The following is a 21,463-nucleotide window of genomic DNA, read 5'->3' as shown; positions in this document are numbered from 1 at the left end:
GTGCGTGACCCAGTCCGCGGCGGCCAGCTTCGACGACGGGGCCAGGGCCCGGTTCGCGACCATGGAGAACAGCACCCGCTCCGTCACCGGCATGTCCCGGCGTCGGCCCCGTTTGGGCTGCCCGACCTGCCCGACGATCTTGTCGATCTGCAGCCGCCGCCACAGATGATCGAGGACGTAGGTGCCGCCGAACGGGACCGACGAGACGAACTCCAGGTCACCCGCCGCGGTCGACGCCAGTGCCTCGCCCGGTTCCAGCAGCCGCGATAGAGACGCGACCAGGCGCTTCACCGCGTCCCGGTCGAGGTCGTCCTCACGGCCGAACGAGAACAGCACCTTCGGGACCGCCCGGCCCTTCACCGGATCCCACTCGTTGTGAGCCAGGTGCAGGTACCGGACCGTGCCGGACTTGTTCTCCCGCTTCGTCGTCTTCACATACACGACTCCAGAACATACGGAGCAAGACCAGTTCAGCGCAGGTGAATCCGGAAAATCGCGTCTCTAGGCGAATCCGGCCGTGTCACCAGACTCCAGCCTGCTGACCTGCACCTTCACCTCGACAGGGACTCCAGAACCCCTGAATTGCGCGGAACGCAGGACAATGGCGTTCCGGCTGCCCGGGACACCCGTGGGTGTGGCCATGTGCGGCCAGAGTGCGGCCGGACGCCTTTGGACGGGATAACACAGGGTGTCATGGTGGAACTGTTCCCATGTGTTCTGATCAGGCAGAACAGCACCGGGCGGCACGAGCTGGAACCAGGTGTCACGAACCCCCGTGGTCTCGTAATGCGTAGGTCTCGGGTTCGAATCCCGAAGGCGGCTCCATGGTGAACCCCAGTTCAGGCCTCTGAGCTGGGGTTTCTTGTTTTGATTGACCTTGGAATTCGGGCCAATCGGGCTCGTGCGGTCCTGTGCATCGCAATGCGTAGGTCTGAAGTTGACGGCCAGTTTCGGTTGCGGATTGCGGGGCTGTGACCTCGGCATTTGTTCATGGCTGTCGATTTCCCCGGCTCCGTCCGGTTCGAGTTGGTGGCCATTTGGTGGCCAGGCGTGCAGAGGTCGTGCAGATGGCTCCTCGGTCAGCCTCGCCGTTTTCGCATGGGAGTTGTGCCATCCGGACAATCGCGCGGCCGGCCGGGTTTCCGGGGGGTGTGGGCGACGACGTGCTGCTTCACTATCGGCCGTCCCCGTAGGGCGAACCGAGCTGGATCGCGTCGTCGGCCGGTACGGCGACCTGCTGCGCGGAGGCTCCGGGGTCCTCGGTCGCCTGAGTGGCCGTGTACGCGTGACCGCCCGCGTCGACCGCGTCGGCGACCGTCTTGGCGGCCTCGGCTCCGTCGGCCCTGGACCTCGCGACCCACGACAACAGCCGTGACGGCCGATCCAGCCGGGGCCCATCTGTGCGGCGTCGGTGCACGGTGCGGGATGACTTGGGCTCGGCGGATACCGGTCAGGGCGCCGTGCTGTCGTGGCCGCTCGACAAGGCGCCATCCGTGGGCGTCCGCGCGGCGAGGCCGTGACTCCCTTGGCCGTTGGGTGTAGGCCGCGCTCATGGTCATGGAACCCGTAGTGGTGGAAGACGTGGAAACCGCCTGCGGGTGTGGATCACGACATGCCACAGTCGCGGGTATGCGCGGCGCTGACGGAGTGACGGACGGCTGTGTCCCGGCACAGTCGGGGGTGGGCACGGAGGCGTCCGTGACCGAGGTGGTGCGGCGGCGGTGGGGTGTCGCCCTGGGCGGGGAGCTCCCGGCGCGGTTCTTCGAGCCCGGCTGGGCCTACGAGGAACGGGTGGAGCGCCGTTGTCCCGTCTGTGAGGGGGAGTTGCACGCGCTGCGCAGGCCGTACGAGTCGCAGGGGCGGGTGTACCGGTATGTCGCGCTGGTCTGTCCTGGCTGCCCCACCGCGTTCAGTCTCGCTGACTTGGGGGTGAAGACGTACGACCAGCTCACGGCAGCGTCTTCGGCGGCCGTGTCCGTGCCGCTGGGGCCCTGCCCGAGTGGTCCCGGGGTCAGCGTGACCGCGATCCGCGGCCCCGGGCAGTTCCCCGGGGCAATGCGCGGGGGACACCCTCCGGCGTGGCCGGACGACCTGGCCGTGCCGGAGCAGGCCGAGCAGCGGGCCCTGTTGTGGTGCAAGGTGACCGATCCGGACTGGCGCCCCACCGAGGAGGCGGTCGCGGCGGCGGAGGACGTGCGGGTGATCCTGCCCGAGGGGCCGGGATACGACGCGCTGCGGACCTGGCTCGCGAAGCACGGCGTCCCGTACCGGGTCAGCCGCTACTGGGAAGAGGCCGAAGAGATCGGCACGGTCAATGAGTTGGGCGGCCGTACAGATGTGGTCGCGGTCGGTCCGGGTGGCGCTGTCCCGGCCGCGGGTCCCTGGGCGTTGGCGGCCAGGGATGCCTTCGCCGCGCAGTGGGACGGTTTGGAGAAGTTGCCGGAGGACGACGGCGATGCGTACGTGCCCGTTGGGGAGTTGGTGCCCGCCGAGTGGGCCGCGCTGCTGCCGCATCCGTCGTTCAACCCGGCCCAGGCGGCTGCCGTTCCCGTCGTACGGGAGGGCACCGGGCATCTGGTGGTGGTGGCGCCCACCGGCGCGGGCAAGACCCCGATCGGCATGGTCGCGGCGCTGGACGCACACGCCCGGGGCGAGAAGGCCGCCTGGCTGGTGCCTCAGCGCTCGCTCACCGACGAACTCGACCGGGAGCTCCAGCTGTGGCGGCGCCGGGGTCTGCGCGTGGTACGGCTGACCGGGGAGGCCGCCGTGGACTCCGGGCTGATCCGGGCGGCCGATGTGTGGGTGGCGACGACGGAGAAGTTCGAGGCGATCTGCCGTGCGGGATCGTTGCGCGACGCGCTCGCCGAGGTGGGCTGTCTGGTCGTCGACGAGATCCATCTCCTCGGCGATCCGGTGCGTGGCGCCGTACTGGAGGCGCTGCTCACGCGGGTACGGGAGGACGGTGCGGGCGCGCGGATCGTCGGGCTGTCGGCGACGGTCGCCAACGCGGACGAGGTCGCCGAGTGGCTGGGCGCTCGCCTGGTCCGCACCGCCTGGCGGCCCACCCGGCTGACCTGGCAGCTGCCGGTCCTGCCGACGGCGGAAGAAGCGGACTGGGCGGCGCGGGCCGCCGTCCGCACCGAGGCCGCTGTACGGATCGCCCGCGGGGTCGGTGCGGACGGCGGCAGCGTGCTGGTGTTCTGCGGCAGCAAGCGACGGGTGCGGGCGACCGCGCTGGCGCTGGCCGCCGACCGTGGCGTGTCGACCGCAGGCGTCGACGCGGACGACGCCGAACTCGTCGAGCGGCTGTGCACCAAGGCCGGGGTGCGGCTCCACTACCGGGACTGGCCCTACAAGCGGCACGCCGAGCAGGCCTTCCGAGCCCGCGAGGCAGACATCCTGGTCGCCACCTCCACCCTCGCCGCGGGCGTCAACCTCCCCGCCCGGGCCGTGATCGTCGCCGACACCACCATCGGCCTGGACCGCGTCGAGGTGTCCATGGTCCAGCAGATGTTCGGGCGGGCCGGCCGCATCGGCGCCGGAGAGCGCGAGGGCTGGGCGTTCCTGCTCGCCGACCCGGGGGAACGGGCGCACTGGCAGGCCCGGCTCGCCGCCGGATACACGGTGCGGTCACGGCTGGGCGACCACCTGCCCGACCACCTCCTGGCGGAGGCCGTCCAGGAACGGGTGGGCGGCGTGGAGGAGGCGGAGCGGTGGTGGTCGGGGACGCTGGCCGCACACCAGGGACACGCCGGCGTCGAACCACTGCGTGAAGCGGCGAGGTTCCTCACGGCGGCGGGTTGTCTGCGCGCCATCGCCGACGAGGGCTGCTGGGAGACCAGCCCGCTGGGCAGGCTGACCAGCCGCTTCATGGTCGACGCCGTCCTCGCCGACGAACTGGCCACCGCGGTGCGGGAAGCCCCCGTACCCGAAGACGCCTTCACCGCCGAGCGGTCGCTGGCGGCCCTGCTCAGCACCCGCCTCCCGGTGCTCGAACAGGCGCCGTTCACCGACCGGGCCCGCGTGGCGCTGCGGCGCGTCCTGCGCGAGACGGAGCGGGAGCACGAGGAGCCGGAGGAGAGCGACGAGCCGGAGGAGGACGCGTCGAAGCCGGTGGCCGGCGACCTCGCCCGCGCGGTCCTCCACCTCGTCGCCGACCGACCGGGCCTCTTCCGCGGCCGTCCCGGTTACGTCCTCGGCATCCCGGTCGACTCCATGACCGGCATCCTGGAAGAAGCCCAGCGCTATCTGGCCTGGCTCGGTGCGCAGGGTCCCCTCGGCACGGTCCACCCCTGGGCTGCCGTGGTCGCCGGTGATCTGGCCCAGCGCATCCGGTGGCGCGCCCTGGGGCCCGGACGGGGAGCGGGACGGCTGCTGTGGATGTGCGAGCGGATGGCCACCGCGCCGCTCGCGTCCGATCTCGTTCCCCGAATGTGGCGCGCGGCCCGCGCCCGCGGCGTCGATGCCCCGGACTGGAGCGGCACGACACCGCCGAACGACTGCGCCCTGACCCCGGATCGCTACCGCGCGCTGCTCGCGGAGCGTGCCACAGGCGTCCACCTGGACCTGCGGGAGGACAGGTTGCGGGTGGCGGCCCCACCGGGCTCGGTGATCCGGCTGTGGAACGGCGCGACCACCACGCTGCACAGCGGCGACGGCGAGGCGGCCACCTTGCTCCTGCCGCCCGACGACCCGTCGGAAAACTCGCCCGGCAGCAGCGGCGCGGCCGTCTTCACCAGGGGTGGTGACCGGCTGGGGACGGGGTGGCTCGGGGCGTACGCGGCGATCCGCCGCTGAGCCGGCCACAGGGCGGGTCCCTACGGGGGCCACAGCCCGGCAGGGAGCGTGAAACGGGCGCATAGTAGCACAAGTGGCATGGGCCGAGGAGCGGCTCACACGCACCGAGCGGGGTGCGGCAGACTGGTGTGGATCGGCTGGTACACCTTCGGCCGGACGTGTGCCGGCCGAAGCAGGGGAGAAGGGAAGCCCACAGTTCCGTGAGTGACGAGCCCGACGTCCCGGAGCCCGATGCCGCGGACCCCGTCGACGAGGGCGCGTTCGGTATCGACGCGTTCTCCCTCGACGACCGGCTGCGGCTGTTCCACTTCGCCGCCGCCGAGAAGCGTCACGAGTACCTGTGGCTGCTGCGGGCCTTCGACCGCGGACGTGCCAACTACCAGGTGCTGCTGCACGCCTCGGACGCGGTGGGACTGCTGGAGCGGCTCGCCGCCGACCATCCCGCCGCGGGCGCGGTGGGCGGGTCGGCCGGTGTGCAGCCGTTGCTCGACGCGCTCGCGGACTGGCAGGTGCTGGACCGGTCGTACGACGGGACGCGCGCCGCGAACCTCGCCGAGTACCGCAACCGGCACTACGTGTACCAGTTCACCCAGGCCGGGTACCGGGCGTACCGGGCGGTGGAGGACGTGCTCGGCGCGAGCCTGGAGGACGCCCAGCTCTCCCGCCTCGTCTTCCCCGACATCCTCGGTGACCTGCGAGCGCTGGCCGAGGCCAACACGGCGGGCGACGGCGAGGAGGTGTACCGCAAGCTCGGCCGTCTCGACTCGGTGCTGAACGAGATGGCGCAGCGTGCCGCCCGTTTCTACCTCATGCTGGGCGACCTGGCGCGCACCAACGACACCCGGCCCGAGGTGTTCCTCGCCCACAAGGACACGCTCCTCGCGCACATGCGGGAGTTCACCGCCGAACTCGGGCGCTACGCCCCGCTGCTCGCCGAGGCGGTCGAGAAGGCCGCGGCCACCGGTGTGGACCGCATGGTCGAGTTCGCGGCCGAGGCCGACGAACGGCTCTTCCGCAGCCCCGCCGAGCGCCTCGCGGACTGGCGGCACCGGTGGGACGGCATCGTCCACTGGTTCGCGGAGCGCGAGCACAGCGAGACCGAGCGGCTGCAGGACGCCACCGTCACCGCGATCCGCTCCGTCCTCGCCCTGCTGCGCCGGGTCACCGAGGCCCGCCGGGGCGGGGTGAGCCGGGAGAGCCAACTGCGCCACCTCGCCCAGTGGTTCACCTCCTGCGAGAACGACGAGGACGCGCACGCCCTGTTCCAGGCCGTCTTCGGGCTCGGCGCGCCCCGCCACATCGCGGTCCCGTACGCCGACCCCGAGCGGATCCCGTCTCGTACGTCCTGGTGGGAGGCCGAGCCGGTCGAACTCGCCCGCACCCTCGTCCAGTCCGGCCGCACCCCCGCCCTGCACGGCCCCGGCCGCATCGAACGCGACGACGACCGGCGGGCCCTGCTCCGCGCCGAGCAGCTCAAGGAGCAGGCCGAGCGCCGCGGCGCCGCGAACTCCCTCGCCTCTGACGGCGTGTACGGCCGGACCCTCGATGAGCCCGAGACACGCGCCCTGCTGGCCCTGCTGGACGTGGCGCTCGCCGCCCGCGTACCCACCAGCCGCCGGATCGCCGCCGCCTCTGGCTCCGCCCACGGGGTACGGCTCACCCTCACCCCCGCCGAGGGCTCCACCACCGTCGACACCGTGCGCGGCCGTCTCCATCTCGAGGGGCTGCGCCTGGAGGTCACCACATGAGCGAGGCCGTCGTATGAGCCGTGTTGCCGAAGGCATCACCCCGCTCGAACTCGCCGACTACCAGAAGGCGGTACGGCTCGTCCTGCGGCACCCGCTGGTCACGTCCGGGTACCCGGACAAGGCGGCGCTGGCGACGGTGCGCCGCTGGGCCGACCAGTTGCGCACCGACCTGATGGAGGCACTCGGGTACCGGCTCGTCACCACCGCCGACACCGTCCGGCTCCAGCGCGCCCAGGACGGCCTGGACACCACCCGCCCGGCCCTCACCCGAGCGGGCCGCCCCTTCGACCGCCGCCGCTACGCCTACCTCGTGCTCACCCTCGCGGCGCTGGGCCGCCACGGCGCGCAGGTGGCGCTCGGCGAACTGGCCGACGCGGTCGCCGCCGACGCCGTACGCATCGACGGACTCGGCCTCGACACCGCCCGCAAACCCGACCGGGACGCCTTCGTCGACGCCGTCACCTGGCTCACCGAACGCGGCGCGCTCACCCTCGCCGACGGCTCCGCCACCGCCTGGGCCGGCGATCCCGAACGCGCCGAGGCCCTGTACGACATCGACCGCGAGATCCTCCTCGCCGTCCACCACCCGACCCGGGTCCTGCAGCATCTGACCTCGGTCACCGCGCTGCTGGACTCCTCCGGCGCGCTGGGCCTGTCCGCAGGCCGTGCCGCTCAGCGCCGCGACCAGGCCCGCCGCGCCCGCCGCCTGGTGCTGGAGAACCCGGTCGCGTACTACGCCGACGCCGACACCGAACTCCTGGGCCAGCTGCGGGCCCCCGCCCTCGCCGAGGACCTGGAGCGACTGACCGGGTTGACGGTGGAGCGGAGGGCCGAGGGCGTGGCGCTCATCGACACCTCTGGCAGGCTGTCCGACATCCGCTTCCCCGGCGGCGGTACCGTCGCGCAGGCCGCGCTGCTCCTTGCCGCCCGGATCAGCGCCGCCGTGCAGCGTTCCGGACGGCACGCTCTCGAACTGCTGCCCGTGCCCACCGCCGCCGAACGCCTGACGGTCCGCGCCCGGCGTATCGACGCGGCCCTGCCGTCGCGTGGACTGGTCGCCGAACTCGCCGAGCCGGACGAGGAGTCGGCGTACGAGGTGTCTGTGTACGAGACGCCCGACGACGAGGGCCGGGAGCCGGCGGAGACCCGCTACCCCTTCGTCACGGACTCCTGGCTGCGGGGCAGGCTCAAGGAGATCACCACCGAGTACGGCGCGGGCTTCGCCGCCGATCTGCGCGGCGACCCGGACCGGTTGCTCGGCCAGGCGCTCGACCTGCTGGCCGCCATGTCGCTGATCGCCCGGGTCGACGGCGGGGCCCTCGCCCTGCCGCTGATCGCCCGCTATCGGGGGGTCACGGCCCGGGTGAAGACCCGTACGGTGGCCGGGCCGCCCTCTCAGACCGCCCTGTTCGCCGACGACACCGTCAACGACACCGCCGAGGACCCGACTCCGTGAGCACCCCCGCCCCAGCAGCGCGCTACGTCCCTACCCGCGCCGGGATCATCAACCTGTGGGACTACCGGGACGAGGAGTTCTCCTTCGCCGGCGGCTGGCTGGTGCTGCGCGGCCCCAACGGATCCGGCAAGACCAAGGCCCTCGAAGTCCTCTTCCCCTTCGTCCTCGACGGCCGTATCGACCCCAAACGGCTCAACCCGTTCGCCGCCGAGGACCGCACGATGAAGTCCAACCTGCTCTTCCGAGGGCAGGACAGCGCGCTCGGCTACGTCTGGATCGAGTTCACCCACCGGGAGACGGGCGAGGCCGTCACCTGCGGCATCGGGCTGCACGCCCAGCGCCACCGTGACACACCCGCCCGCTGGCACTTCGTGGCAGAGGGCCGCGTCGGCGAGGACTTCTCCCTCCTCACCCACGACGACCGGCCGATGACGAAGAAGCAACTCGCCGCCGAACTCGGACGCGAGCTGATCGCCTCCACGGCCGACTACCGCGCCGCCGTAGACCAGCGCCTGTTCGGTCTCGGCCCGGAGAGGTACGAGCAACTGCTCACTCTGATCCTCACGCTGCGCCGCCCGCAGCTCGCCAAGAACCTCGACCCGGCCAAGCTCTCCGACACCCTCACCGCCGGTCTGCGCCCCCTCGACGACGACCTGATCGCCGAGGCCGCCCGCTCCTTCGACGACATGGAGTCCGTGCAGCGCACCCTGGAGGGACTGGCCGCCGCCGACGACGCCACCCGCGCCTTCCTCGCGAGCTACTCCACCTACCTGCGGGTCCACGCCCGCGCCGCCGCGGACCGGCTCACCGTCCGCCGTACCGAGACCGCCGAGCGCGCCGCCGCGCTGCGCACCGCCACCACGGACCTGGCTCAGGCCCGTGAACGGCAGGCCGCCGCCGAGACGACCGCCGAGTCGGCCGACGCCTCGCTCGCCGCCCAGCGCGCCCGCCTCGACCAGCTGCGCTCCTCCTCCGCCTACCAGGCCGTCGAGCAACTGGCCGACCTGGAACGCCTGGTGCGCACCTGCGAGCAGACCGCCCGGCAGGCGACCGCCGACCGTGAACGCCGTACGGCTGCTACCGGCCGCGCTCGCGCCGAGGCCGAGCACGCCGCGCGGCTCGCCGCCGAACTCGACGCCGCAGTCTCCCGGGACGCCGCCGCCGTCGCCGACCACGCCCACACCGCCGGTCTCCCCTGGACCCCGGCCGACGCCGAGCCCACCCGCCTCGCCGAACGCTCCGCCGCACTCGCCGCGGCCCGCCACGAGGGCGTCCGGGCCGTGCGCGGCGCCCAGCAGGCGGCACGCGGCGCCGAGCAGACCCGTGACCTCGCCCGGGTCTCGCTCGACCGTGCCGAGGAGGCCGTCAGCGCGGCCGAAACCGCCGAGACGGCCGCCGAGTCGGCTCTCGAATCCGCTCGCGAGCAGGCCCGTGAGGCACTGGGACAGTGGACGGAGGCGCACGGTGAGCTCCTGACCGAGGAGGGGGTCGGCCGACTCGCCGAAGCCCTCGAACTCACCGGCGAGGCGGAGAGCTCGGGTGTGCCCGTCACGCTCGCGGACGCCTTCACCGAGGCCACCGCCTCCGCCGTACAGGAACTGCGTGACTCCCTCGCCGCCCTACGCGCCCAGCGCACCGATGTCGAGCGCCGACGCGCCGAGACCGAGGCCGAACGCGACCGGATCGCCGCCGAACACGACGACGCTCCGCCCCAGGCCCGTGGCCGCACTGCCGAGAGGGCGCCCGGTGAGGGGGGTGTTCCGCTGTGGCGGCTCGTCGACTTCGACGATCACCTGACGGACCGTCAGCGGGCGGACCTGGAAGCCGCCTTGGAGGCATCGGGCCTGCTCGACGCCCTCCTCTCCGCCGAGGACGCCCCTGTGGCGGCCGGTCGCAGCGAGGGTTGGCTGCGAGCCGGTTCCCCGGTGAGCGGACCGAGCCTCGCCGACCTCCTGCGCCCCGAGGTCCCCGAGGTCCCCGAGGCCGGCGATGCGATCCCGACCGCCGCTCGGATCACCGCCGTACTGCGATCCGTCGCCGTCACCGGCGACCTCGACACCGGCATCCCGCAGATCAGCCCCGACGGCCGGTACGCCGCAGGTGTCCTGGTGGGTGCCCACACCAAGGAGCACGCCGAGTACGTCGGCGCGACCGCCCGTGCCCGGCGGCGCGCCGCCCGGATCGCCGCCTGCGAGACGCTCCTGGCCGAACTCTCCGCCCAGCTCGACGAGTTGGCGCGTGTGCAGGCCCGTACGGACGCCGCCCTCGACGGGTACGCCGCGGCCCGCGCCGCCCTGCCCCGCACCACCGGCATCACCGAGGCGCTGCGCGAACTGGACAGAGCCGCGGCGAGGCTGCGCGCCACCCGCGACGCCGCCGACGCCGCCCAGGGTTCCTACGACGAGTCGGTGGCCGCCTGCTCGGTCGCCGAGCGCGCCCTGCGCCGCACCGCCGCCGAACACGCCATCGAGACCGACCGCGTCGACGCCGTCGAGACCGCCACCCGCGCCTTCGAGACGGCGGTCCGTGAACTGGCCGCCCGCCGCCGCGAACACGCCCGCCAGAGTGAGGCGGCCGAGGCGGCCACCGACCGACTCACCGTCGCCGCCGAGGACGAGGAGGCGGCGGCGGACACCGAGCGCGCGGCACGCCGCCGGTACACCGAGGAGGCCGCGGGACTTGAGGCCCTCCAGGAGGCCGTCGGGGCCGAGGCGCAGGAGGTGATGCGCCAGGTGCAGGAGACCGAGGACGGCATCGACGCCCTGGTGGGGGAGGCAAAGACGGCCCGCACCGCTCAGCACGGCGCGATCGCGGGTACCGCGGCGGCCGAGGCCCGCCGTACAGCCGCGGCCGAGGCCCGGTCGGTCGCCGCGGCGGAGGAGAAGGACACCGCCCGCTCCCTGCGCCCGTATGCCGTCAGGGAACTCCTCGACATCCTGCGCTGCCCGCCCGGCCTCGCCTGGCCCGCCCAGGAGGCCGACTGGGCCGGCGAGACACTCCCGCCAGCCGTGGCCGCCGCACACGAGGCGATCCTCGCCGCGACCCGCGACCTCACCCCCACCGAATCCAGCCTCAAGCAGTCCGTCACCCGTCTCACCAAGGCCCTGGACGACCTGCAGGCGCAGCTGGCCGCCGCCGGGCAGGACTACCGGCCCGAGTGGGACGGTTCCGACGGGGTCATCGTCGTCCGTGTGGCCGACGAGGAGGGCCCGCTGCCGGTGGCGGCCTTCGCGCAGAAGATCTCCGCCCATCGCCGTGACCAGGCCGAACTGCTCTCCGAGTCCGAGCAGCGCATCCTGGAGGACGCCCTGCTGACCCGGCTCGCCCAGCAGATCCACGACCGCACCATCGACGCCCGTGACCTGATCCGGCGGATGAACGCGGACATGCGCCGGCGCACCATGTCCTCGGGGACGACGGTCGGCGTGAGCTGGCTGCTCGCCGACCACCTCGACGACGAACAGCGCGGCGTCTGCGCCCTCCTCGACGCCGACGCCGTCCGCCTCGGCCCGGACGGTCTCGCCCGGGTGCGCACGCACTTCGCCGCGCAGATCAAGAACGCCCGCGCCCGCCACCGTGACCAGCCCTACCGCGAACTGCTCGCCGAGGTCCTCGACTACCGGCGCTGGCGGCACTTCGCGTTCCAGCTGGTACGCCCCGACAAGACGGAGGAGCGGCTCACCCGAGCCCGGCACAGCCGCCTGTCGGGCGGTGAGCAGTCGGTGTCGCTCCATCTGCCGCTGTTCGCCGCCGCGCACGCCATGCTCAACTCCGCCCACCCGCACGCCCCGCGCCTGCTCGCCCTCGACGAGGCCTTCGCGGGCGTGGACGACACCGGGCGCGGTGAACTCATGTCGCTGGCCGCGCAGTTCGACCTCGACCTGTTCATGACCGGCTACGACCTGTGGGCCGCCCACGCCTCCGTGTCCGCCGCCGCGCACTACGACCTGGCGCACACCGCCGTCGACCACACCGTCTCCGCGCTGCTGCTCGTCTGGGACGGCGACCGGCTCCTCGCCGACGACACCGGCGACCTCACCGCGGCCCTCGGCTCGCCCGGCACCCGGCGGGTCCCGGCGCCCGAGGGGGCCGCGGTTGTCCACTGAGCGTGAGCCGTCGGCGTACGACGAGCTGCGGGGCGAGGGATGGACCCGGCTGCTCGCCGCCGCCCGCCGCAGACTGGAGCGCACCGGCGGCGCGCTCGACGGCGACGTCGGGCTCACGGGGCCCAGCGAGGCCGAGCGCCGCACCGTCATCGGTGTCACCGGCCGCTACCGGCCCGAGACCGCCAGACGTCTCGCCGTACCCATACGCGAACTGGACGGGTACCTGTACGACCGCTACGGCACCGGTCTCCTCCAGACTCTCGGCCGTCTCCATGGCCCGCTGCGCGACCGGCCCGCCGAACGGGCCGACGAGGAATCGCGCCGCGACCAGGCCCTGAAATCCGTCCGCTCCAGCAGGCTCGCCGGGCAGGGATGGTTCGCCGCCTGGCTGGAGCGGATCGCCGCCGACGGCACCCTCACCCGTCTTGTACGCCGGGGGGACGTGCCGCTCCTCGACGCGGCGGCACGTGTCCTGGAACGGCTCTGCGACGACGGGGACCGCTGCACGGGCTCGCCGGAACGGTCTTCCGCAGTCCTGCCGCTTCCGGTCCTCGCCGAATGGGCCACCGGCGACACCAAGGCCCTGGTTCCCGGCACACCGCTCGAACAGCTCGTCCTGCGCGCCCTTGCCCAGCGCGTCGGCGACGGCCGCGCCGTACCGCGCGACCGGGCCGGGCGGCGCGCCCTGTGGGAGAGCGCCGGAGCCATCGCGGACGACCTCGCCAGCCAGGTACTCGTCCTCAACATCGGCGCCAGGGGCGACACCGTCGTCTGCGGCTGGCTGCGCGACGCCGCCGGCTTCGGCATACCCTTCCGGCTCACCCTCCACCAGCTCGCCACCGACCCCGTCGTCCCCGCAGCCCGCACCATCTTCGTCTGCGAGAACCCGGCTGTCCTGCGTGCCGCGGCCGGCGAACTGCAGGACACCGGCGCCGCCCTGGTCTGCACCGAGGGCGTCCCGTCCGCCGCCTGCCACAAACTGCTCGGCGACGCCGTCCGCGCGGGAGCCCGGCTGCACTGGCGCGCCGACTTCGACTGGGCCGGCCTGCGCATCACCGCGGACGCCGTGGCCCGCCACGGCGCCCACCCCTGGCGGATGACGGCCGCCGACTACACGGCCGCACTCGGTGAGGGCGAGTCCACACCGCTCGCGGGACCGCCCACGACCAGCCCCTGGGACCTCGAACTGGCCCGTGCCATGCGGGAGTCCGGCGGCGCGGTCATGGAGGAACGCCTCCTGCCCGCGCTCCTGTCCGACCTGGCCCGGCCGGTGTTTCCTCAGTGAGCGCCGGCTTCCGGCTCAGGGCGGGGGAGCTCGTCGAGGTCGAGGGTGAAGATGCGACCGTCGGCCAGGGGGACGGGGAGTTTGCCCGTGCCGTACGCGCGCTTGAGCGCGGTGCTGTAGCCGTTCGCGGTGGGCTGGGTGTGCAGGACGACTTCACCGGCGTAGGGGTCCACGACCAGGTAGATCGGGATGCCGTAGCGCCCGTACTTGGTGGTGCAGTCGTCATAGTCCTTGCGTGCCGAGGAGGTCGAGACAACCTCGGAGATCAGCAGGACGTCCTCGAAGCTGTAGCGCTTGCCTTCCTTGCGAGCGTCCTCGCGCAGGATGGCGAGGTCGGGGGCGGAGTTCTCGTCGGCTGGGAAGTCGATGTAGACGTCGGAGGTGACCTTCGCGTGACGACCGAGGGCGAGAGAGTCGATCTGCATCGACCTGATGGTGCTGGAGTGCTCTTCGCTCTGCGGGGTCATGATCACCTTTCCGTCGGCCCCGAACAGGACCGTGTACCCCTTGGGGAACTCGGTGTGCATGATCGAGTCGACGCTCATGGCGGGCTCCTTCCCGTGTGCGGTCATGATACGGCGGACAGCGCTGCTCCAGGGGTGGACTTCAGTGGCGTGCGCGCACACCGCAGCGGGGAGCCCTCCGCACGAGCGGGCGTTGTGACGCGGGGTGTGAGCTGGGCCCGTAAGTGTTCGGACCCAACAGGTGGCGTTGGGTGACTGCCAGGGGCAGCGGGCACCTTCCGGCGTGGCCATGGGGCGGCCGGACGCCTTTGGACGGTGCGGTACCAGTACCGGCGTCCGGTACGGCGCATGCGGTCTGATCAGGCACAATGGCATCTGGCGGCATCAGCCGTCACGGGGCTGGCCGGGCTGGATGAGCACCAGGTCCGCCGCTACCCCGCCTGGGCCCGTTGGGCCATCCTTGCGATGCCGGCCCACGCCTTCCTCGCCGTCGTCCGCGCCGACGAACACGCATACCGACCCACGTCGGACGACCTGATCCCGTTGTCCTGCGACGGGATCTGCCGCCTGTTCGTCGCGCTCGTCGTCCGGACCGCCGCGACGCGCCCCACCAACTTGCCTGTTCCGAAGGCGGGAGGACTTTGTCCGAGTCCGACAACGCAACGATTCGAGACCCGTTGCTTCGGGAGTGCCCGATCCGGTGGCCGCTCGGTGGCCGGACGTCGTTGGACGGGGCAGCATGAGGTAGCAGGGAGCAACCTGTCGCAGGTACTCTGATCAGGCACGACATCACTCGGCGGCATCAAGTGGTATCCAGCAACATGATCGCTCACGGTCTCGTAATGCGTAGGTCTCGGTTCGAATCCCGAAGGCGGCTCTTTGGTGAACCCCAGGTCAGGGATTTGACCTGGGGTTTCTTCCTTTGGGTGACCTTGGAATTCGGGCTATTCGGTCAGTTGGCTTCTATGCATCGCAATGCGTAGGTCGTTGATCTACTACCTGTCGGGTCTGGATAGCCCAAGGGGCCTTGACCTGTGGTTTTGCTGCACTGAAGCGTTGAATTGGTCCGAGGGGCGGCGCGTCCGGTGGACAGCCGGTGGGCAGCTGTGCGTGATGCTTCGTCAGAATCCTCTCGCTCCTCTCGATCGGTGGGTGATGGGTCGTGTATCCGAGGGAAGGGGACGGGCGGCATCGGGCTGTGAAGGGTCGACAGACAGCAAGGCTGGTTGCTGGGCTTGGCGAACACCACCCGGCCTGCGTCCGCCTCGATCAGCCGGGCGCGGAACTCACTGAGCACCGAGAAGTCGTGGCGTACGCGGACGGGATCTGACACTCACCACGGGCTCGGCGCCTCCGCCTCACACTTGCAGTGATTTCGTCTGGAGGTACTCCATCAGGCCGTGCCGGCCCAGTTCGCGGCCGATGCCGGACTGCTTCCAGCCGCCGAAGGGGGCCAGGGGATTGAAGCGAGCGCGTTGATGTCCACCTGGCCCGTGTTCAGACGGCGGGCGAAGGCCACCGCTTCGGGCGTTTCGGCTGACCACACTGCGCCGGAGAGCCCGTACACGGAGTGGTTTGCCATGCGTACGGCGTCGTCCTCGTCCTCGTACTTCATGATCGAGAGAACAGGGCCGAAGATCTCCTCCTGGGCGACGGACATGTCCGGGGTGACGTCGGCAAAGATCGTGGGGCGTACGAAGTAGCCCCGTGGCAGGCCATCGGGCGCCTCGGGTCCGCCGGTGACCAGGCGTGCGCCCTCCTTGATTCCGCGTCGTACACAGTCGCGTACGCGGGCGCGTTGACGGGCGCTGACCAGCGGGCCCATACGGGTCGCGGGGTCCAGAGGGTCGCCCGGGGCGTACGCGGCGGCGGCGTCGGCGGCCAGCGTGACGGCCTCCTCGTACCGGCTGCGGTGGACCAGCATGCGGGTCCAGGCGCTGCACGTCTGGCCGGAGTTGGTGAAGACGTTGGTGACGCCGGTGCGGACGGCCGTGGTGTGGTCCGCACTCGGCAGGACCACGTTCGGGGACTTGCCGCCGAGTTCCAGGGCGACGCGCCTGATCGCGCGGGCGGCGTGCGCGGCGACCTCCTTGCCGACGGCGGTGGAGCCCGTGAAGGACACCATGTCCACGTCCGGATGTTCGGCCAAGGCCCGGCCCGCCACCTCGCCCACCCCTGTGACCAGGTTGAAGACGCCGGGCGGCAGTTCCGCGGCGGCCACGCACTCGGCCAGCAGTCGGGCGGTGAGCGGGGTCTCCTCCGCCGGCTTGACGACGATCGCGCAGCCTGCGGCGAGGGCGGGCGCCACCTTGGACACCATCTGGTGCAGCGGATAGTTCCACGGCGTGATCGCGCCGACCACGCCGACCGGCTCCAGCAGGACCGTGGAACGGCCTACCCGCTCCTCGAAGGGGTGCCGGGCGGCCAGTTCCGCGTAGGAGTCGAGGACGGTGAGGGGGGTGCGGACGTGCGCCAGCCGGCTCAGTGCCAGCGGGGATCCCAGCTCCGCTGTGATCGTCTCGGCGAACTCTCTGACACGTGCCCGCAGTTCGCGCCCCAGGGCGGTCAGGGCCGCCGCCCGCTCGGCCGGAGCTGTCGTGGCCCAGCCGGGGAGCGCCGTCCGCGCGGCGGCCACGGCGGCGTCGACGTCGTGCGCGGTGCCGGCCGGCACCGTGGCGATGACACGCTCGTCGGCCGGGTTCACCACGTCCGTCGACTCGTCCGTGGCCGCCGGTCGCCACGCTCCGGCCCTGTACATCCCGTGGTGCTCGTACACCTTCATCGCGTCCGGTTCCCGTCCCTCGCTCGGTTCCTCGCGCCGTCCCTCATCGGGCCGCCGGTACCACTCCGCCGTCTGCGACGCGCAGCGGTGCGCCTGCCTTGCGGCGTGTCATGACCACGTGCTGCACGGCGAGCGTGACGCCCATGCCGAGCCAGAGCGCGTCGGCGTTGAAGGGTTCGTGGAACGCGACGGCTCCGATGCCGCCGAAGACCAGCCGCGCGGCCACGGTCAGGAGCCACAGGAAGAGGATCCGCCGGTCGCCCTTGCGGAAGACGCGTCCTTCGGCGTCCCGCCACATGGGGAAGGCCGCTCCCCGCCAGAGGCCGAAGGCGACCGAGGCGAGCAGGGAGAGGACGAGCAGGGCGATGCTCGCCGGCTTCATCTCCGCGGGTCCCGGCGGAACACAGCCGCGGACGATGAGCACGGCTACCCAGAAGAACATGCGGTTCGTGACCTGCTGGGCGGTGAACTGGCGTATGACGATGATCGTCGTGATGCCGACGATGAGGAGGGTGTTGAAGTAGGTGGTGAAGTTGCTGCCGTCGTCCTTTGCGGCAAGCTCGCCCGCCAGCGTCAGCCCGGCGTGCAGGGTGTGGGGGTCGGTCACGGTCGTTCCTCCTCGGGAGTCCCGTCGGCCGGCAGGATCTCCCGCACGAATTCCATCAGTTGGGGGGCGTGCGTCTGGTGATAGGAGTGACCGCCCGGCATGACCGTGAAGGAATGGCCGCCCGCCGCGCACTCCTTCCAGTGCCGGACCTGCTCGGCGGTGACGACCTGGTCCTCCTCACCGCAGAGCGCGTGCAACGGGGTGCGCACCGGTCTCGGATCGCTTACAAGATACCGTTCGGCGAAAGCTAAGTCGGTGCGTATCGTGCGCAGCAAATAGGCCACATAGTCTGGGTACTTCAGCAATTCACGGGGCAGCCCGTCGCTGTTCACCAGCCACGCCAGCAGCTCCTTGTCGGGGGCGTCCGAGATGGTGCCCGTGGGGGGTGTCTGCGGAGCGCGCGAGGCGGAGACCAGGGTGGCGAGGGGTATCGGCGCGCCGCGTTCCTCGATGCGGAGCGTGAGCTCGTAGGCGAGGGTGCCGCCGAAGCTGTGCCCGAACAGGACGTAGGGCACGTCCAGTTCGGGCAGGAGCCCTTTGTACAGGGCGTCCACGAGGTCGTCGAACCGGGCCGGCATCGGGTCGGCCTCGCGGGTGCCGCGGCCCGGCAGTTCCACCGGCGCCAGTTCGACGCCCTCGGGCAGGTGCGCGCGCCAGCTGGAGAAAGCGCCGGCGCCCCCTCCCGCCTGCGGCAGGCAGATCAGACGTACGCGCGGTGCACCCGCCGTGAGGCGCCCTGTGATCCAGCGGTTCTCCATGCCGGGCATGGTGTCCCGCCGCCGAGGGCCGGGACCAGGCAGGATCTCCGGCAGTCTCGCGGCAATTGGCGCCGGGCAGGCCGCGCGCGGGCAGGTGTCCGCTTGCCGGTCGGCTTGCCTGGTGAGCGGGGACCGTGCCCCGGCACGATGACGCACGCCGAGCCTCGACACCCGGCTCGCACGTCGTCAGAAAGAGAGCTCGCACATGTCCGAAACCGATGTCGTGGTGAGTCCGGCGGAGATCCCCGACCTGGTCTGCACGCTCGTCCGCCTGGTCGCTCCGCAGAAGGTCGACAAGGTCACCCCCGACCTCCGCCTGATCGGAGACCTCGGCTTCCACTCACTGGCGCTGGCCGAGCTCGGCTTCACCATCGAGGACCTGTTCAAGCTGGAGGCGATGACCCCCGAGGTCGCGATGTCCCTGGAGCGGGTGGAGGACATCGTCCGGCTGATCGGCGGCCACGTGGAGGACGGCTCCATCTCGCTGCCGGACACCTTCGAGGTGAACTCCATCTGCGCGCGCTACGGAGCGTCCTGGCCGGCCCAGGGCTGAGGCCGACGCCGGCCGCGGAGCGTACGGCACGGAACACGGCGGTGGCGCCGACGGGGAGTTGCTCCCCGCCGGCGCCACCGTGCTTGTGCCCTCGTACGAGCTACTCGGCCTCCCTCTCCCGTGCCAAGCCCTCGGCGCCGGCGCATGGCCCGCCGCCCCCGTCCAGGGAAGCAGCACGGCCCGTGTCAGCTCCCACGCGCACGCCAGGTTCCCCAGGTCCAGGTCGCCGGACGTCTCCCGGGGCGCGATGCCCTCCGCCGCGCTCACTCGTGGTCCCGGAAGGCGAGGACGACGTTGTGGCCGCCGAAGCCCGCCGAGTTGCTCACACCCGCGAGGGCACCCCTGGGTAGGGCCCGCGGCTGGTCTCGTACGACGTCGAGGCCGATCCGCGGGTCGAGGTGCTCGATGTTCATCGTCGGCGGCGCCGTCCTGTCGCGGAGCGCCAGCACGCTGACGAGTGCCGCCAACGCCCCCGAGGCGCCCATGAGATGCCCCGCGGTCGACTTGATCGCGGAGACCGCGTAGTCGGCGCCCGCGCCTCCGTCGTCGCCGAGGACGGAGCGGATCGCAAGGCTCTCGGCGAAGTCGCCCTGCGGGGTCGAGGTGGCGTGCGCGTTGACGTGGGCGATGTCCCGCGGACTCAGGTCCGCGTCGGCCAGCGCCTTGCGCAGGGCGGCGGACGCGCCCCGGCCGCCCGGCTCGGGCGCCACGATGTGGTGGCCGTCGGCGCTGATGCCCGCTCCGGCCAACTCGGCGTGGACGTGGGCTCCTCGGGCCCGAGCGTGCCGTGCCGTCTCGAGGATCAGGACGGCGGCGCCCTCGCCCATGACGAAACCGTCGCGCTGCGTGTCGTAGGGGCGGGAGGCGTGCTCGGGGTCGTCGTTCCTGCGGGACATCGCCTTCATGCTGGTGAACGCCGCGACGGTCAGAGGATGGATGATCGCCTCGGTGCCTCCGACGGCCACGACGTCGGCGCGGCCGAGCCGGATCATGTCCAGGCCCGCGGCGATGGCCTCGGCGCCGGCCGCGCAGGCGGAAGTGGGGGCGTGCACTCCGGCCCGCGCGTTGATCTCCAGACCGACCTGCCCGGCGGAGCCGTTGATCATCATCTTCGGCATGGTGTGGGGCGACAGGCGCCGGGCTCCCCGGGCGCGCATCTGCTCGTAGCCGTCGACGAGGGTGCTCAGCCCGCCGATGCCGCTGCCGAGGACGACCCCTACGCGTTCCGCGTCCGGCTGGCCGGTCTCCCCGGCCCGGCCGAAGAAGCCGGCGTCCGCCCAGGCCTCCCGGACGGCGATCAGCGCGAACTGGCTGGCCCGGTCCAGTCGGCGCAGTTCTATGCGGTCCAGTACGGCGTCGGGGTCCGTGGCGGCGCGCGCCGCGATGCGGACCGGCAGATCCTCGGGCCAGTCGTTGTCGAGGCGCACGGCCACCCGGCGGCCGTTGAGCAGTGCGGCCCAGTTGGACTTCACGTCCCCGCCGAGCGGTGTCGTGGCGCCCATTCCGGTGACGACCACGTCGTCGACGCGGACCCGTTCGGTCGCAGACATAAGAAGTCCCCCAGCCGTTCGGCGAATGCGATGGGAAAGGAATCTGGCTGGACAGTGCGCCCCGTGGAGAATCCCCTGGAATCTGGTCATGGGTCGGCTGCCATCCGATCATCTCGCATCATGACCGTGCGCCGATGCGCGGGACAGGTATCGGTTCCGGCAAATGGGTCGATGCCGTCGAACCGTCAGCGGCAACATTGCGGCAACCCGTCAGCAATTACGGCCGCATCCATTCCACGTCCCACTCGGCCGCGCCAATCATGGAATTCCCATCCGCGAGGAAGACACCGAGGAAGATACCTATGACTCCAGCCATCCGTGCGGAGGGCCTGGTCAAGACATACCAGGGCAGGACACCGGTACGAGCCCTGGACGGCCTGGATCTCGAAGTGCCCGCCGGCACGCTGCTCGGGCTGCTCGGGCCCAACGGCGCGGGCAAGACGACCACGGTGCGTGTGCTGACCAGCCTGCTCAAGGTGGACGCGGGCCGCGCCACCGTCCTCGGCCGGGATGTCACCACCCAGCCCGACGAGGTGCGCGGCATCATCGGACTGTCCGGCCAGTACGCGGCCGTGGACGAGACCCTGACCGGCCGCGAGAATCTCGTCATGGTGGGGCGCCTCTACCACCTGGGGCGGAAGGCCGCGCAGGCCAGGGCCGCCGAACTGCTGGACCGCTTCGCGCTCACCGGCTCCGCCGACCGCCCGGCACGGACGTACTCCGGAGGTATGCGCCGCAGGCTCGACCTGGCCGCGTCCCTGGTCGCGGCGCCGCCCGTGCTGTTTCTCGACGAACCCACCACCGGCCTCGACCCGAGCAGCCGGATCAACATGTGGGAGGTCATCGGGGACCTGGTGCGGGACGGGACCACCGTGCTGCTCACCACGCAGTACCTGGAGGAAGCTGACCGGCTCGCCGACTCCATCGCCGTCGTGGACGCCGGGAAGGTGATCGCGCGCGGCACCGCCGACGAGCTGAAGCGGCAGACCGGCGGGGAGCGGATCCGCCTGGTGGTCCGTGATCCGCAGCGGCTGCCCGAGGCCGCCGAGGTGCTCACCGGGCTCGGTGCGCGCCCCGCCGAGTACGACGAGCGCAGCCGCGAGGTGGCCGTCGCCGTGCACGGCGGCACTCCGGTGCTGGCCCGCGCACTGCGGCTGCTGGAAGACGCGGGCATCGCCCTGGAGGACGCCGGGCTGTCCCGGCCGACGCTGGACGACGTCTTCCTCAGCCTCACCGGCGACGGCGGGCGGCGCCGCGACGGCGACGCGGCCGAGGCCGCGAGGGACGACCTGGTGCCGGCCGACGCGTGAGGCGTCCCGGCCGGGTCGGTACGCGCTTGGCGTCCGTGCGTTGAGGA

12 protein-coding genes and 3 pseudogenes are annotated in these 21,463 nt (G+C 72.0%); 8 read left to right on the top strand and 7 right to left on the bottom strand.

Translation table 11 applies throughout. The annotated features are described in order from the left end of the window. Positions 1-435: pseudogene (locus tag BMZ82_RS25620) on the bottom strand (transposase); the annotation flags it as partial. 739 nt (positions 436-1,174) lie between these two features. Beyond that, positions 1,175-1,366, bottom strand: coding sequence for a hypothetical protein (locus BMZ82_RS25615; protein WP_093779727.1), 192 nt, complete (start codon positions 1,364-1,366; stop codon positions 1,175-1,177). A 263-nt stretch (positions 1,367-1,629) separates the two neighbouring features. On the opposite strand from BMZ82_RS25615, the gene BMZ82_RS25610 reads away from it, so the two are divergent. The 5 genes from BMZ82_RS25610 (at position 1,630) to BMZ82_RS25590 (ending at position 13,392) form a co-directional block, all read left to right on the top strand. Then, positions 1,630-4,797 (top strand): DEAD/DEAH box helicase, encoded by a 3,168-nt coding sequence (locus BMZ82_RS25610; RefSeq protein ID WP_256252107.1) that lies wholly within the window; start codon positions 1,630-1,632, stop codon positions 4,795-4,797. A gap of 200 nt (positions 4,798-4,997) precedes the next feature. Further along, positions 4,998-6,545, top strand: a complete 1,548-nt coding sequence (locus tag BMZ82_RS25605) for a TIGR02677 family protein (RefSeq protein ID WP_093779725.1) — start codon at positions 4,998-5,000, stop codon at positions 6,543-6,545. Positions 6,546-6,558: 13 nt separating this feature from the next. Next, entirely contained in the window at positions 6,559-8,001 is a 1,443-nt protein-coding gene (locus BMZ82_RS25600) for a TIGR02678 family protein (RefSeq protein ID WP_093779723.1), read from the top strand. After that, complete coding sequence (locus BMZ82_RS25595) at positions 7,998-12,107, top strand: TIGR02680 family protein (RefSeq protein WP_093779721.1); 4,110 nt, start codon at positions 7,998-8,000, stop codon at positions 12,105-12,107. The genes BMZ82_RS25600 and BMZ82_RS25595 overlap by 4 nt, the downstream gene beginning before the upstream one ends. Beyond that, positions 12,097-13,392 (top strand): TIGR02679 family protein, encoded by a 1,296-nt coding sequence (locus BMZ82_RS25590; RefSeq protein WP_093779719.1) that lies wholly within the window; start codon positions 12,097-12,099, stop codon positions 13,390-13,392. Before BMZ82_RS25595 ends, BMZ82_RS25590 begins: the two co-directional genes overlap by 11 nt. Here the strand turns inward: BMZ82_RS25590 and BMZ82_RS25585 are convergent. After that, positions 13,386-13,937: a Uma2 family endonuclease gene (locus tag BMZ82_RS25585; RefSeq protein WP_037753081.1), complete on the bottom strand. Its 552-nt coding sequence runs from the start codon at positions 13,935-13,937 to the stop codon at positions 13,386-13,388. The two genes, BMZ82_RS25590 and BMZ82_RS25585, sit on opposite strands and share 7 nt — an antisense overlap. Positions 13,938-14,252: 315 nt before the next feature. On the opposite strand from BMZ82_RS25585, the pseudogene BMZ82_RS42770 reads away from it, so the two are divergent. Next, positions 14,253-14,450: pseudogene (locus BMZ82_RS42770) on the top strand (IS701 family transposase); the annotation flags it as partial. Positions 14,451-15,214: 764 nt separating this feature from the next. Here BMZ82_RS42770 and BMZ82_RS25575 read toward each other — a convergent pair. From BMZ82_RS25575 to BMZ82_RS25565, 3 genes and pseudogenes are all read right to left on the bottom strand, one after another. Continuing rightward, positions 15,215-16,632 (bottom strand): annotated as a pseudogene (locus BMZ82_RS25575) (aldehyde dehydrogenase family protein). A 49-nt stretch (positions 16,633-16,681) separates the two neighbouring features. Then, entirely contained in the window at positions 16,682-17,245 is a 564-nt protein-coding gene (locus BMZ82_RS25570) for a hypothetical protein (protein WP_093779715.1), read from the bottom strand. After that, a complete protein-coding gene (locus tag BMZ82_RS25565; protein ID WP_256252106.1) occupies positions 17,242-18,003 on the bottom strand; it encodes a thioesterase II family protein in 762 nt (253 codons plus the stop codon). The genes BMZ82_RS25570 and BMZ82_RS25565 overlap by 4 nt, the downstream gene beginning before the upstream one ends. Before the next feature lie 205 nt (positions 18,004-18,208). Between BMZ82_RS25565 and BMZ82_RS25560 the strand changes: the two genes are divergently transcribed. Next, the gene (locus tag BMZ82_RS25560) at positions 18,209-18,556 is read left to right on the top strand and encodes an acyl carrier protein (protein WP_107487684.1); all 348 of its coding nucleotides are present in this window, start codon (positions 18,209-18,211) and stop codon (positions 18,554-18,556) included. A 263-nt stretch (positions 18,557-18,819) separates the two neighbouring features. Here BMZ82_RS25560 and BMZ82_RS25555 read toward each other — a convergent pair whose 3' ends face one another. Further along, positions 18,820-20,106: a beta-ketoacyl-[acyl-carrier-protein] synthase family protein gene (locus BMZ82_RS25555; RefSeq protein ID WP_093779711.1), complete on the bottom strand. Its 1,287-nt coding sequence runs from the start codon at positions 20,104-20,106 to the stop codon at positions 18,820-18,822. A gap of 302 nt (positions 20,107-20,408) precedes the next feature. Between BMZ82_RS25555 and BMZ82_RS25550 the strand changes: the two genes are divergently transcribed. Then, positions 20,409-21,416 (top strand): ATP-binding cassette domain-containing protein, encoded by a 1,008-nt coding sequence (locus tag BMZ82_RS25550; RefSeq protein ID WP_093779709.1) that lies wholly within the window; start codon positions 20,409-20,411, stop codon positions 21,414-21,416. Positions 21,417-21,463 lie beyond the last annotated feature (47 nt).

The sequence above is a fragment of the Streptomyces sp. yr375 genome, assembly GCF_900110755.1.
In the GTDB taxonomy this organism is placed as follows: domain Bacteria; phylum Actinomycetota; class Actinomycetes; order Streptomycetales; family Streptomycetaceae; genus Streptomyces.
Note: the sequence above shows the minus strand (reverse complement) of the source record. Positions and strands in the feature narration are given on the sequence as shown.